At 72.9% G+C, this 12,861-nt stretch carries 11 protein-coding genes; 7 read left to right on the plus strand and 4 right to left on the minus strand.

The window, feature by feature from the left end; all coding sequences use genetic code 11:
* Nucleotides 1–3: 3 nt before the first annotated feature.
* Complete coding sequence (locus ACE3UN_RS10540; RefSeq protein WP_374674897.1) at nucleotides 4–768, minus strand: TerC family protein; 765 nt, start codon at nucleotides 766–768, stop codon at nucleotides 4–6.
* Nucleotides 769–878: 110 nt separating this feature from the next.
* On the opposite strand from ACE3UN_RS10540, the gene nhaR reads away from it, so the two are divergent.
* The 3 genes from nhaR (at nucleotide 879) to ACE3UN_RS10555 (ending at nucleotide 5,209) form a co-directional block, all read left to right on the plus strand.
* The gene (gene nhaR / locus ACE3UN_RS10545; RefSeq protein WP_374674898.1) at nucleotides 879–1,775 is read left to right on the plus strand and encodes a transcriptional activator NhaR; all 897 of its coding nucleotides are present in this window, start codon (nucleotides 879–881) and stop codon (nucleotides 1,773–1,775) included.
* Nucleotides 1,776–1,848: 73 nt separating this feature from the next.
* Entirely contained in the window at nucleotides 1,849–2,913 is a 1,065-nt protein-coding gene (locus ACE3UN_RS10550; RefSeq protein WP_374674899.1) for a mechanosensitive ion channel family protein, read from the plus strand.
* A gap of 22 nt (nucleotides 2,914–2,935) precedes the next feature.
* Nucleotides 2,936–5,209 carry a helicase-related protein gene (locus ACE3UN_RS10555; RefSeq protein WP_374674900.1) on the plus strand — a complete coding sequence of 758 codons (2,274 nt, stop codon included), beginning with the start codon at nucleotides 2,936–2,938 and terminating at the stop codon, nucleotides 5,207–5,209.
* 39 nt (nucleotides 5,210–5,248) lie between these two features.
* Here ACE3UN_RS10555 and fabB read toward each other — a convergent pair whose 3' ends face one another.
* The 3 genes from fabB to ACE3UN_RS10570 form a co-directional block, all read right to left on the minus strand.
* Nucleotides 5,249–6,463 (minus strand): beta-ketoacyl-ACP synthase I, encoded by a 1,215-nt coding sequence (gene fabB / locus ACE3UN_RS10560; protein ID WP_374674901.1) that lies wholly within the window; start codon nucleotides 6,461–6,463, stop codon nucleotides 5,249–5,251.
* Nucleotides 6,464–6,473: 10 nt separating this feature from the next.
* Nucleotides 6,474–7,040 (minus strand): 3-hydroxyacyl-[acyl-carrier-protein] dehydratase FabA, encoded by a 567-nt coding sequence (fabA, locus tag ACE3UN_RS10565; RefSeq protein WP_374674902.1) that lies wholly within the window; start codon nucleotides 7,038–7,040, stop codon nucleotides 6,474–6,476.
* Between the two features lie 70 nt (nucleotides 7,041–7,110).
* Nucleotides 7,111–8,337, minus strand: a complete 1,227-nt coding sequence (locus ACE3UN_RS10570) for a PepSY-associated TM helix domain-containing protein (protein WP_374674903.1) — start codon at nucleotides 8,335–8,337, stop codon at nucleotides 7,111–7,113.
* A gap of 191 nt (nucleotides 8,338–8,528) precedes the next feature.
* On the opposite strand from ACE3UN_RS10570, the gene ACE3UN_RS10575 reads away from it, so the two are divergent.
* The 4 genes from ACE3UN_RS10575 (at nucleotide 8,529) to ACE3UN_RS10590 (ending at nucleotide 12,818) form a co-directional block, all read left to right on the plus strand.
* Nucleotides 8,529–8,738, plus strand: coding sequence for a hemin uptake protein HemP (locus ACE3UN_RS10575; protein ID WP_374674904.1), 210 nt, complete (start codon nucleotides 8,529–8,531; stop codon nucleotides 8,736–8,738).
* Nucleotides 8,735–10,060, plus strand: a complete 1,326-nt coding sequence (locus tag ACE3UN_RS10580) for a DUF2325 domain-containing protein (protein WP_374674905.1) — start codon at nucleotides 8,735–8,737, stop codon at nucleotides 10,058–10,060. Before ACE3UN_RS10575 ends, ACE3UN_RS10580 begins: the two co-directional genes overlap by 4 nt.
* A gap of 37 nt (nucleotides 10,061–10,097) precedes the next feature.
* Nucleotides 10,098–10,472, plus strand: coding sequence for a hypothetical protein (locus tag ACE3UN_RS10585; protein ID WP_374674906.1), 375 nt, complete (start codon nucleotides 10,098–10,100; stop codon nucleotides 10,470–10,472).
* Between the two features lie 90 nt (nucleotides 10,473–10,562).
* Nucleotides 10,563–12,818: a TonB-dependent receptor gene (locus ACE3UN_RS10590; protein WP_374674907.1), complete on the plus strand. Its 2,256-nt coding sequence runs from the start codon at nucleotides 10,563–10,565 to the stop codon at nucleotides 12,816–12,818.
* Nucleotides 12,819–12,861 lie beyond the last annotated feature (43 nt).

Consider the following 12,861-nt stretch of genomic DNA (forward strand, 5'->3'; position numbering starts at 1 on the left):
GGCTCACTCGATGCTGAGCGTGTCGTTGGCGGCCTTGGCCAGGCGCTTGTTGCGCGCCCGGATGTTGAGCGCCTCGACCGCCAGCGAGAAGGCCATGGCCGCGTAGATGTAGCCCTTGGGCACGTGCACGTCGAAGGCCTCGGCCGTGAGCGCCATGCCCACCATCACCAGGAAGGCCAGCGCCAGCACCTTGACCGACGGATGGCGGTCGACGAACTCGCCGATGGGCTTGGCCGCGAACATCATCACGCCCACGGCCGCCAGCACGGCGGCGATCATCACGGCGACGTTGTCGACCATGCCCACCGCGGTGATCACCGAGTCGAGCGAGAAGACGATGTCGATGATCGCGATCTGGCCGATGATGCCCCAGAACAGGCCGCGCTTGGCCGCCGCCGAGGGCTCGGCCGTCTCGTCGGGCGAGTGCTCCTCGCGCGCCTCGACCTGGATGAAGATCTCGCGCGAGGCCTTCCACAGCAGGAACACGCCCCCGGCGAACAGCACCAGGTCGCGGCCGCTGATGCCCTGGCCGGCGAACTCGAACAGGTCGGCCGTGAGGCCCATCACCCAGCTCAGCGACAGCAGCAGCAGCACGCGTGTGACCATGGCGAAGCCCAGGCCCATGCGGCGGGCGCGGTCGCGCTGGTCGGCCGGCAGGCGTCCCACCAGGATGGAGATGAAGATGATGTTGTCGATGCCCAGCACGATTTCCAGCGTGGTGAGCATCGCGAAGGCGATCCAGAGGTTGGGGTCCAGGAGGAAGTCCATGGTGGTCCAGGCGGGCGAAACGGGAAAGTGTAGGGAACAAGGTCGATTCGTGTAAATTCGAATCAACCCCCTCGATCATTCGAATAAAACGCATCGTTGCGGCCGCAGCCATGAACTTCAAGCACCTGCACTACTTCTGGGCGGCCGCCAAGGCCGGGGGCATCGTGCGTGCCGGGGAGCAGCTGCACGTGTCGCCCCAGACGCTGTCGGGACAGATCAAGCTGCTGGAGGACCGGCTCGGCTGCGCGCTGTTCCGCAAGGCCGGCCGCGGGCTGGAGCTCACCGACGAGGGGCGCACCGCCCTGGCCTACGCCGACCAGATCTTCGCCCTGGGCGCCGAGCTCGAGGCGCGCCTGGGCCAGGCCCGTGCGGGCGAGCAGGCGCTCGTCTTCCACGTCGGCATCGCCGACTCGGTGCCCAAGGCCGTGGCCTACCGCCTGATCGAGCCCGCGCTCGCCGTGTCCGACGAGGTGCGGCTGATCTGCCACGAGGGCCGCTTCGCCGACCTGCTGGGGCAGCTCGCCGTGCACCGCCTGGACCTGGTGATCGCCGACGAGCCCATGGGCCGGCAGGTCAGCGTGAAGGCCTTCAACCACCTGCTGGGCTCCACCGCCATGAGCTTCTTCGCCGCGCCCACGCTCAAGCGCACCCTCGAGGGGCCGTTCCCCCAGTGCCTGGACGGGGCGCCGATGCTGCTGCAGGGCAGCACGTCGGCCATGCGGCAGCGCTTCGACTTCTGGCTCGCCGCGCACAAGCTGCGGCCGCGCGTCATCGGCGAGTTCGACGACGCCGCGCTCATGAAGGCCTTCGGCGGCGAGGGGCGCGGGGTGTTCATGACACCCACGGTGCTGGAGTCCGAAACCGCCGCCCAGTACGGCGTGCGCGTGGTGGGTCGCACGGAGGAGCTGGTGGAGGAGTTCTACGCCGTCAGCGTGGAACGCCGCATCACGCACCCCTGCGTGGCGGCCATCACCGCGCGCGCCAGCGAGCAGCTGCCCGGCGGCTGAGCCGCGGGCCCCCCCCGGGTCCCGGAGGCATGCCGATTGCTGCCCGCGGGGTTTGGCAGCTCACACCGGCACGATGGATTGGACGGACCTCACCCGCGCCCTGGGCCCCTGGACCGAACTGCTGCTGCTGGCCGCGGGCATCGTGCTCGCGGCCCAGCTTGCGCATCGCCTGCTGCGCCCGGTGGTGCGCCGCATGGCCGCCTGGTCGGTGGTGCTCAGCGCCCTGGTGCGCCGGCTGGACGGGCCCGTGCAGTGGCTGCTGCCGCTGGCCGCGCTGCAGGTGGTCTGGCAGGGCGCGCCCGACACCTTGCCGGGCCGGGCGGTGGTCAGCCACCTGAACAGCGTGCTGCTGCTGGTGGCGCTGACCTGGCTGGGCACCCGCGCCATCCGCGGCGTGGCCGACGGCGTGATGCAGCGCCACCCCGACAACGTGGAGGACAACCTCAACGCCCGGCGCATCCGCACCCAGACCAACGTGCTGGCCCGCACCGCGTCCGGCGCGGTGATGGTGGCCGGCCTGGCGCTGATCCTGATGACCTTTCCCACGGCGCGCCAGTTCGGTGCCAGCCTGCTGGCCTCGGCGGGGGTGGCGGGCCTGGTGGTGGGCCTGGCGGCCAAGTCGGTGTTCAGCAACCTGCTGGCCGGCCTCCAGATCGCCCTGGCGCAGCCCATGCGCATCGACGACGTGCTGATCGTCGAGGGCGAATGGGGCCGCGTGGAGGAGATCACCGCCACCTACGTGGTGCTGCGCATCTGGGACGACCGGCGCCTGATCATCCCGCTGAGCTGGTTCATCGACCACCCCTTCCAGAACTGGACGCGCACCAGCGCCGCGCTGCTCGGCACGGTGTTCCTGTGGGTGGACCCGCGCCTGCCGGTGGACGCGGTGCGCGCCGAGGCGCAGCGCCTGTGCGAGGCCTCGCCGCTGTGGGACCGGCGCGTGTGCCTGGTGCAGGTGACGGAGGTGAGCGAGCGCGCCATGCAGCTGCGCGTGCTCATCAGCGCCCGCGACTCCGGCGCCGCCTTCGACCTGCGCTGCGAGCTGCGCGAGCAGCTGATCGCGTTCATCGCGCGCGAGCACCCGGACGCGCTGCCGCGGGTGCGCGCGGAGCTGCAGGGTTTCCCGGATCCGGCGTGAGCGGTTACCCTGCCGCCCACGCATGACCCACAAGACCGCCCCTGCCGGCACGCCCCGGCCCCCCAAGCTGCCCGACCCCCGCCACGCGGAGCGCCTGCCCGCGGGGTTCACCGCCACCGATTTCAACCGCCTGCGCGCGCACGGCCACTCGCTGCCCCAGGTGGTGAAGCCGTCCGACCAGGTCGATGTGGAGAACGACACCCACGGCGAGGCCGAGATGGACCGCCTGGGCTTCGTGATGCTGCAGAAGGCCGCCGCCGGCCAGCGCGCCAGCCGCTGGATCCACCCGAGCCACATCGCCGTGGCGCTGGCTCAGATCCAGGCGGTGGGCACCGGCACCGACGCGCGCGCCACCATGCTGGAGCGCTTCACCGCGCTGGAGGCGGCGGCCGTCTCCCGGCACCGCGGCGAATGGACCCGCCTGGTGCGCCACACCCTGCGCCTGCCCCGGGCCGACTGGCGTGTGCCGGTGCTGTTCCGCGTGCCGGTGGCCGAGGACGTGGTCTGGGCCTTCTTCCGCACCGGCGACGAACCGGCCCTGCATGCGGCGCTCGGCGTGCCCCAGCCCTACCCCGCCGCGGCCGCCCTGGTGGAGCACCTGGAGGGCACGGTCGAGCGCAGCCGCCAGCTGGCCGAGGCGCGCGTGGACTCGCTGCTGCCGCGCCTGCAGGCCGAGCTGGCCGCCCACCCGGTGCGGGCCGACGTGGCCGGCGCCGGCCTGGACGAGCTGAAGAAGGCCGCCGACCGCGCGCAGGAACGCTGGGAACAGCAGGTCACCGAGGCCGATGCGCTGGCCAACCTGAACGACGAGCTGGCCTTCCGCGGCTACCCGGACACCTTCGACAAGGCGCGCCGCGCGCACCGCCAGGTGACGCTCTACGTGGGCCCGCCCAACAGCGGCAAGACCTACGCCGCCTTCGAGCGCCTGGCGCAGGCGGTGGATGGCGCCTACCTGGCCCCGCTGCGCCTGCTGGCCCTGGAGGGCCGTGACCGGCTGGTGGCCCGGGGCGTGCCCTGCTCGCTGCTGACGGGCGAGGAGAACGTGCCGGCGCCGGGCGCCCGCGCGGTGTCCAGCACCATCGAGATGGTGGACACCAACACGCCGATCGACGTGGCGGTGATCGACGAAGCCCAGATGATCTTCGACAACTCGCGCGGCTGGGCCTGGACGCAGGCCATCGTGGCGGTGCCGGCCAACGAGGTCATCATCATCTGCTCGGCCTACGCCGTGGCCGCCATCGAGAAGCTGCTGGGCCTGTGCGGCGAGCGCTGCGAGGTGCGCCGCTTCGAGCGCAAGCAGCACGTGGAGCGCCTCGCGCACCCGGTGCCCATCGCCGCGCTGAAGATGGGCGACGCGGTCGTGGCCTTCAGCCGGCGCGACGTGCTCATGCTGCGCGACCAGATCGCCGCCAACGGCCACCCGGTGTCGGTGATCTACGGGGCGCTGCCGCCCGAGGTGCGCCGGCGCGAGGCCGAGCGCTTCGCCACCGGCGCCTCGCACATCCTGGTGGCCACCGACGCCATCGGCATGGGCCTGAACCTGCCCATCCAGCGCGTGCTGTTCTCCACCATGAACAAGTTCGACGGCGTGGCCGACCGCGAGCTGAACGAATCCGAGGTGCACCAGATCGCCGGGCGCGCCGGCCGCTACGGCATCCACGAGGAAGGGTTCGTGGGCGTGCTGAAGGAAGCCGAGCCCACCGCCGCCCGGGCGCTGAAGGAGCTGCTGCCGCGCCCGCCCCGCGCGCCGCGCGACTTCAAGGCCCCGGTGGCGCCCAACCTCTGGCACGTGCAGACCATCGCGCTGCGGCTGCACAAGACGAAGCTGCGCGAGGTGCTGGGCGTGTTCGTCGAGCAGCTCAGGCTGGACGACGCCCACTTCGCCGTCGCCGAGCTGGACACCATGCTGGAGCTGGCCGAGCAGCTGGACCGGCACGCCGGCTCGCTGAGCCTGCGCGAGCGTTTCGTCTACGCCCAGGCGCCCGTGGACACGCGCACCGAAGGCGGCGTGCAGGAGTACCTCGACTGGGCCTGGCAGCACGCCCACACCGGCCACGTGAAGGACCCGTGGTTCCTGGGCGCCGTGAGCGGCCACAGCCGGCTGGACGCCATGGAGCAGGCCCTGCGCGCGTGTTCACTGTGGCTGTGGCTGGACCTGCGCTTCCCCGATGTCTACGGCCACGTGGACGAGGTGCTCGCCCTGCGCAGCGAGCTCAACGACGGCATCGAGCGCCAGCTCAAGGGCAAGCGCCCGCTGGCGCAGCGGCGCGGCCGCGGCGGCGGCGGGCGCCGCTGAGCGCCGCGCGCGGCAGCCGCCGCGCGGCCGGCCCCGGCCTCAGCCGCCGAAGCGGCTGAACACCAGCGTGGCGTTGGTGCCGCCGAAGCCGAAGCTGTTGCTCATCACGGTGTGCAGCGGCCCGTCGTGGCGCTCGCGCAGGATGGGCAGGCCCTCGGCCAGCGGGTCGAGCTGCTCGATGTGGGCGGAAGCGGCGGCGAAGCCCTGCTCCAGCATGATGAGGCTGTAGATCGCCTCCTGCGCGCCGGCCGCGCCCAGCGAGTGGCCGGACAGCGACTTGGTGGAGCTGATCATCGGCACCTGGTCGCCGAACACCTGCCGCACCGCCTTGAGCTCGGCCAGGTCACCCACGGGCGTGGACGTGCCGTGGGCGTTGATGTAGTCCACCGGCGTCTTCACCGTGGCCATCGCCTGCTCCATGCAGCGCACCGCGCCCTCGCCGCTGGGGGCCACCATGTCGTGGCCGTCGGAGGTGGCGCCGAAGCCCACCAGCTCGGCCAGGATGGTGGCGCCGCGCGCCTGGGCGTGCTCCAGCGACTCCAGCACGAGCATGCCGCCGCCGCCGGCGATGACGAAGCCGTCGCGGCCCACGTCGAAGGCCCGCGAGGCCTGCTCGGGCCGGTCGTTGTAGCCGCTGCTCATGGCGCCCATGGCGTCGAACAGCAGCGACAGCTCCCAGCTCTCCTCCTCGCCGCCGCCGGCGAACATGACGTCCTGCTGGCCCCAGGCGATGAGCTGCGCGGCGTGGCCGATGCAGTGCGCGCTGGTGGCGCAGGCCGAGGTGATGGAGTAGTTGACGCCCTTGATGTGGAAGGGCGTGGCCAGGCAGGCCGACACGGTGCTGCCCATGGTGCGGGTGACCATGAAGGGCCCGACGCGCTTGATGCCCTTGTCGCGCAGCGTGTCGGCGGCCCACACCTGGTTGGCGCTGGAGGCGCCGCCCGAGCCGGCCACCAGCCCCGTGCGCGGGTGCGACACCTGCTCGGGCGTGAGGCGCGCATGCTCGATGGCCTGCTGCATGGACAGGTACGAGTACGCCGCGGCGTCGCCCATGAAGCGCAGCGTGCGCCGGTCGATCACCGATTCCAGCTCCAGCGCGGGACGGCCGCTGACCTGCGAACGCATGCCGCGCTCGGCATAGGTCGGGTTGAACTTCAGGCCACAGATGCCTTCGCGCAGGCTGTGGGCAACTTCCTCGCGGTGGTTGCCCAGGCTCGACACGATCCCATAGCCGGTGACGACGACACGACGCATTGCAGGTGACTCAGAAATCTTCGGTGGAGGTGAACAGGCCGACCTTGAGGTCGGTGGCGGAGTAGATCTCCCGGCCATCGGCAAAGACCTTGCCATCGGCAATGCCCATGACGAGTTTCCGCTCGATCACGCGCTTGAGTTCGAGCTGGTAGGTCACTTTCTTGACCGTGGGCAAGACCTGGCCATAGAACTTGACCTCGCCCGAACCGAGCGCGCGGCCGCGGCCGGGGTTGCCGCGCCAGCCGAGCCAGAAGCCCACCAGCTGCCACAGCGCGTCCAGGCCCAGGCAGCCCGGCATCACCGGGTCGCCCTCGAAATGGCAGGCGAAGAACCAGAGGTCGGGGTGGATGTCGAGCTCGGCCTCGATGAAGCCCTTGCCGTGTGCGCCGCCCGTGTCGTCGATGCGCACGATGCGGTCCATCATCAGCATGTTGGGCAGCGGCAGGCGGGCATTGCCCGGGCCGAACAGCTCGCCGCGGCCGCAGGCAAGCAGCTCGTCACGGGTGTAGCTGTGGCGGCCCTGTTCGCGCTGGCTGGCCGGGCGGGCGGGGGCGGTGGCGGAATCGCTGGGTGGCATGGGTCGGTCCGGTGTGCAAGAGCAACCTGCCATTGTGCCCGGGCAGGCTGACGAACCGCCCCGCCCCCGATCAAACCGTGGGCATGGGGTCGCCCGTGCCGGCCGCCGGGGTGCGCACGGTGGCCGCAGCGCGGGCGCGCCCCACCCGCTTCTTCCACCAGAGCCACACGCCCGTCACGCTGAACGCGGCAATCGCCAGGCCGAGCAGGCTCATGAGCACCCGGCCGGGCAGGCCGATGATGCGCCCGGAGTGCAACGGGAACATGCTCTGCATGAACAGGTCGCCCGCGCTGCCGGTGCCGGGCACCACCGCCCCGGCGGGCTGGCCGCTGGCCATGTCGTAGTAGAGCCAGGCGTTGCCCAGGCCGACGTCGCCGTGGTCGTTGCCCGGCTGGAAGAAGCCCACGCCCCAGACGCCGAACTCGGGCGACAGCAGCAGGCCGCCCGCGGGCTCGGTGATGCCGCGCTCGCGGGCATCGGCCGTGGCGCGCGCCACCACCGCCTCGCGCGTGACCACCGGCTCGGCCGGCGTGGCCGACGGCGTGCGGCTGTCGAAGGGCGTGGGCGTGAGGGTGGAGAACCACGAGACGACCGGCCGCATCACCTCGCGCTGCAGGTTCATCGACACGGACGTGACCGCGACCATCAGCACCAGCAGGAACAGCCACACGCCGCCCGAGCGGTGCAGGTCGAACACCAGCCGGTGGCCGCCCGCCGCCCAGCGGAAGGCGAAGGAGCGGCGCCACTGCGCCAGGTTGGGGAAGGAGATCCACAGCGCGACGAGCGTGTCGATCACCCAGGCGATGGCGATCAGGCCCATGAGCCAGATGCCCCACTCGAGGCCGCTGTCGGAGGCCGGCAGGTGCATCGAGTAGTGCAGCTTGTACAGGAAGGGCAGCAGGTTCTCGCGTTCCAGCGAGACCGCGCCCCACATGCGCCGGCCCTGCACCTCGCCGGTGGCCGGGTCCAGCGCCACCTGGTTGTAGGTGACAGCGAACGGGGCGCCGGTGGACGCGTCCACCCGTGGCGCCACGAAGGCGCTGAAGGTGTGGCCCGGCTCCACCGCGAGCGGGTGGTAGGTGACCCGCACGCGCGGATCCGACGCCTCGATGCGCGCGACGAGGTCGGCCACCGGCAGCGGTGCACCCGGCGTGCGGGCGTCGTACAGCGCGGGGTTGAGCGCGGCATCCAGCTCGTGGTCCCACGAGATGATGGCGCCGGTCAGGCCGGCGATGAACAGGAACGCCGCGGCGGCCAGGCCGAACCAGCGGTGAATGCGGACAAGCCAGGCGCGCATGGCGGGGGCTCCTCGGTGGCTCTCGGGAAGACGGACCGCGCCGTGCGAAGACGGGACGCGGAGCACGGGCTGGCGACGGCTGGCCGGGCGAACGTGCGATGTTAATGGGAATAGTTCGCATTCACAAGGCCTAGCCCGCTTTCCACAGGGTTGATGTCGTAATGCGAATCACTCGCATTACGATGCGGACGATGTTGACCAGCCCGCCCTCCCTGCCGACGCCGTCTGCCGGCGCGCCGCCCGCCTCCCCCACCGCCCTGCCGCCGCCGCCCGGTGCCGGCCTGCCGCGCTGGCCCAGCGATGCGCTGCTCGCCGGCGGGGACGAGGCCCTGATCGTCCATGGCGACCAGGTCTACCGCCTGCGCCGCACGGGCACCGGCAAGCTCATCCTGACGAAATGACCCTCCCATCCCCCGCCCTGATGCGCACGCCCTCGGACGCGGCCAGCCCCGGGCCGCTGGAGGCGCCGATGCAGCACCCGCCGATGGGTGCACCGCTCGCCCTGGCCTGTGGCTGCACGGCCGCGCCGTTCCCGCCCGACCCGCCGCGCGGCTCGCGCCGCCGGCGCGTGTGGGAGCTGAGCCGCCATGCCCACTGCCCGGTCGTCGGCGTGTGCCTGCCCCTCCCGGTGGTGCGCAAGCTGGTGGACAAGGTGCTGGGCGGCCAGGCGCAGGCCAGCGACTACGAGCTGCACTGCGGCGTGAACACCGAATGCCGCGAGCGCGGCGCCATCGCCGAGGCGGTGCAGAAGGAGCTGGACCGGCGCTACGCGGCCGCGCTGCGCCAGACGCAGCGCCTGAAGACCACCGTGGCCCTGGCCGACTGGTGGGCCGCCCAGCGCCACGGCCGCGACGTGCCCGGCGCGCTGTGGGCCACGCTGAGCCACCCGCGCTGCGACGCCATCCTCGAAGAGCAGGTGCTGGCCGACATCCACATGCTGCAGCACCAGAACGGCGCCGCCGACCGGGCCGACCTGGCCCGGCTGGAGACGCTGCTGCAGGAGAACGAGGTCCTGGCGCGCGAACTCGGCGCCGCGCAGCAACGCTGCGTGCAGCAGGCCGCCGACCATGCGCGCCGGCTCGAGGCCACCCAGGCCCAGCTCGTGCGCGCCCGGGCCGACCTGATCGGCCGCGACACGCTCGTCGCCGGCCTGCAGGACGAGCTGCGCGCCCTGGAAGCCGCCGTGCCCAGCCTGCGCAGCCGCGACGAGCTGACCCGCCAGGTCGCCCACCAGATCGAGCGCATCCAGGACCTGGAGCGCGCGCTCCTGCGCACGCGCCACGAGCTGGAGCGCGAACGGCACCGGGCCGGCGAGGCGCTGGCCGCGCTGCACGCCACCCGCGCCAACGGCCCCGCCAGCCCCGTCGGCGATGCCGACGAGGCCGCGCCCGTGCCGCCGCCGCTGGGCGACCGCGCCGTGCTGTGCGTGGGCGGGCGGGCCGCGAGCCTGAGTGCCTACCGCCGGGTCATCGAGGACGTGGGCGGCCGCTTCCTGCACCACGACGGCGGCGAGGAGGACAAGGTGGCGAGGCTGGACGACACCCTGCAGGCGGCCGACCTGGTGATCTGCCAGACCGGCTGCATCAGCCACAACGCCTACTGGCGCGTGAAGGACCACTGCAAGCGCACCGGCAAGCGCTGCCTGTTCGTCGAGAACCCCAGCCAGGCCAGCCTGAAGCGCGCGCTGGCCGAGTGGGCACCGCCCGTGCCGGACGAGGCGTGAGCCCGCCCTCCACTGCACCGCTGCACCGCCCACCGCCATGCCTGCCCCCATCGACACCCCCTCGCCCGCCGACACCGCCGATTTCCCCTGCCCGAACGCCCTGGTGGTGGCCACCTTCGCCCTGATGACCCGCTGGGCGGCGCTGCCGCCCGATGCGCGCACCAGCGGCCAGGCGCAGGCCAGCCTGCTGCGGCCGCTGCTGGCGCGCAAGATCGTGTCCAACCTGTTCTTCCTCATGCACCACCCGGACGTGCCGCCGCCCATGGCCGCCGCGCTGCGGCATGCCCACGCCCAGTGGCAGGCCATGGACCGCCCCGCGCCCGACGAGGCGCGGCCCGCCCTGGCGCCCGACGAGGCCCGGCCAGCCCGCGCCCCCTGCGAGGCCCGCCCGCCCGGCACCACCCTGCACTGACCTTTCCCCCTGCCCGCGGCCTCGCGCCGCCCCGCACACCGCCAGCCATGACGCCAGCCCCGTGCCCCTTCCGCCACGACCTGACGTTACATGCGCTGCCTTTCCCTCGCGCCGCTCGCCTGCGCGCTGTCCCTCGCCTACCCCGCCGCCGGCTTCGCCCAGGCTGAACCCACGCCACCGGCCGCCGAGCCACCCCGCCTGCCCACCATCACGGTGAGTGCCACGCGCACCGAGCGCGCGGCCGACGAGGTGCCGGCCACCGTCAGCACCCACACCGCGGCGGACGTGGCCGAGCGCCAGGCCGGCGACCTCAAGCGCCTGCTGGAGGACGAGCCCGACCTGGCCGTGCGCGCGCCGGCCGCGCGCTTCTCCACCGGCAGCGGCAGCGGGCGCGCCGGCCAGGAAGGCCTGAATATCCGCGGCCTGGAGGGCAACCAGGTGCTGGTGCTGGTGGACGGTGTGCGCCTGCCCAGCGCCTTCAGCTTCGGCCCGTTCGGCACCGGCCGGCTGGACACCGTGGACCCGGACACCCTGGCCACCGCCGAGGTGCTGCGCGGGCCCAGCTCGTCGCAGTTCGGCAGCGACGGCCTGGCGGGCGCGCTCAGCCTGCGCCTGCTGCGCCCGGCCGACCTGCTGGGTGGCGAACCCGGCAGCGCCGGTGCGCGTTCCACCGCGGGCTTCGTGAAGCTGGGCGGCGATTCGGTGGACCGTTCCGCCGTGGCCACCGCGGCCGTCGCCTGGGGCGGCGACACGCTGCAGGCGCTGCTGCTGGCCAGCCACCGCCAGGGCCACGAGACGGACAACCAGGGCGACCACACCGCCCGCAACGAGACCCGCACCGCCCCCAACCCGCTGGACACGCGCGCCACCAGCGTGCTGGGCAACCTGGCCTGGCGCCTGGGCGACCACCATGCGCTGGAGGCCACGGTGGAGGGGCGGCGCCTGCGCCAGGACGCGACGATGTGGTCCGCCGTCGCCGCCGAGCCGGCCGTGCCCGGCCCGGGCAACCCCTTCGCCAACCAGACGCTGGGCTTCGAGGCGAAGGACGAGAGCGAGCGCCTGCGCGTGTCCGTGGGCCACCGCTGGCGCGACGAGCGCGCGGCCGGCCTCACCGGCTGGCAGACCACCGTCTACGCGCAGCGTGCCGAGACCACCCAGTTCCATGCCGAGGACCGCGCCTTCAGCGCCGACCGCACCCGCGACAACCGCTACCGCGAGCGCGTCGTGGGCCTGAGCACCCAGGGCACGGCCAGGCTGCGCGGCGCGCTGCCGCAGCGCCTGAGCGTCGGGCTGGACGCCAGCCGCAGCGAGCTCTCGGCCGAGCGCGACGGCACCGTGCCGCCCTTCGGCGAGACCTACCCCTCGAACCCCTTCCCCGACACGCGCTTCACCCAGGCCGGCGCCTTCGTGCAGAGCGAGATCGACACCAAGCGCCTGACCCTCATTCCGGCCCTGCGCTTCGACAGCTTCCGCCTCGCGCCGCGCGACACCGCGGGCTTCAGCGGCACCGCCGTCTCGCTCAGCGACCAGGCGGTCACGCCGCGGCTGGGCGCGATCTGGCGCGTGTCGCCGGCCTTCGCGCCCTACGCGCAGTGGTCGCTGGGCTTCCGCGCGCCGCAGCCCGACCAGGTCAACAACGGCTTCTCCAACCCGGCCTCGGGCTACGTCTCCATCGGCAACCCCGACCTGAAGCCCGAGCATGCGCGCAGCGTGGAGCTGGGCGCGCGCGGCGAGCTGGCCGCGGGCGTGGCCTGGCAGCTGGCGGTCTACGACAACCGCTACCGCGATTTCATCAGCCAGCAGCAGGTGGGCGGCAGCTTCACGCCCACCGACCCGGCGGTGTTCCAGTACGTGAACCTGAGCGATGCCCACATCCGCGGCAGCGAGCTGCGCCTGGACGCGACGCTGGGCAGCGGCTGGAGCGCCCGCGCCGCGCTGGCCAAGGCCGAGGGCTCCAGCGAGGTGGACGGCGTGCGCGAGCCGCTGGAGACCATCCAGCCGCTGCGCTGGCTGCTGGCGCTGCGCCACGACGCCGGCCGCTGGAACGTGATGGCGCAGTGGCAGCACCACGACGGCAAGGCCGCCGAGGACGTGCCCGGCGACAGCCGGGCGAGCGCCTTCCTGCCGCCGGCCGCCGACGTGGTGGATCTCTTCGCCACCTGGCGCATCGACCGCACCTGGTCGCTGCGCGGCGCGGTGCGCAACCTCTTCGACGAGACCTGGTGGCGCTGGTCCGACGTGCGTGGCCTGTCGGCCAGCGCCGCCGACGGCAGCGCCAACCCGGCCCTGCCCGCCTACACCGCCCCCGGCCGCAGCGTGCAGATCGCCCTGCGCGCGGACTTCTGACCCACCGCCCGACGCGGCCCCCTCACGCCATCGCTGGAGAGCC

The organism is Ideonella sp., from assembly GCF_041918995.1.
Taxonomy (GTDB): Bacteria; Pseudomonadota; Gammaproteobacteria; order Burkholderiales; family Burkholderiaceae_C; genus Ideonella.

Excerpts from the sequence above, each read along its gene's own strand:
- ACE3UN_RS10540 (WP_374674897.1), bottom strand. The coding sequence starts at position 768 with ATGGACTTCCTCCTGGACCCCAACCTCTGGATCGCCTTCGCGATGCTC.
- nhaR (WP_374674898.1), top strand. The coding sequence starts at position 879 with ATGAACTTCAAGCACCTGCACTACTTCTGGGCGGCCGCCAAGGCCGGG.
- ACE3UN_RS10550 (WP_374674899.1), top strand. The coding sequence starts at position 1,849 with ATGGATTGGACGGACCTCACCCGCGCCCTGGGCCCCTGGACCGAACTG.
- ACE3UN_RS10555 (WP_374674900.1), top strand. The coding sequence starts at position 2,936 with ATGACCCACAAGACCGCCCCTGCCGGCACGCCCCGGCCCCCCAAGCTG.
- fabB (WP_374674901.1), bottom strand. The coding sequence starts at position 6,463 with ATGCGTCGTGTCGTCGTCACCGGCTATGGGATCGTGTCGAGCCTGGGC.
- fabA (WP_374674902.1), bottom strand. The coding sequence starts at position 7,040 with ATGCCACCCAGCGATTCCGCCACCGCCCCCGCCCGCCCGGCCAGCCAG.
- ACE3UN_RS10570 (WP_374674903.1), bottom strand. The coding sequence starts at position 8,337 with ATGCGCGCCTGGCTTGTCCGCATTCACCGCTGGTTCGGCCTGGCCGCC.
- ACE3UN_RS10575 (WP_374674904.1), top strand. The coding sequence starts at position 8,529 with ATGTTGACCAGCCCGCCCTCCCTGCCGACGCCGTCTGCCGGCGCGCCG.
- ACE3UN_RS10580 (WP_374674905.1), top strand. The coding sequence starts at position 8,735 with ATGACCCTCCCATCCCCCGCCCTGATGCGCACGCCCTCGGACGCGGCC.
- ACE3UN_RS10585 (WP_374674906.1), top strand. The coding sequence starts at position 10,098 with ATGCCTGCCCCCATCGACACCCCCTCGCCCGCCGACACCGCCGATTTC.
- ACE3UN_RS10590 (WP_374674907.1), top strand. The coding sequence starts at position 10,563 with ATGCGCTGCCTTTCCCTCGCGCCGCTCGCCTGCGCGCTGTCCCTCGCC.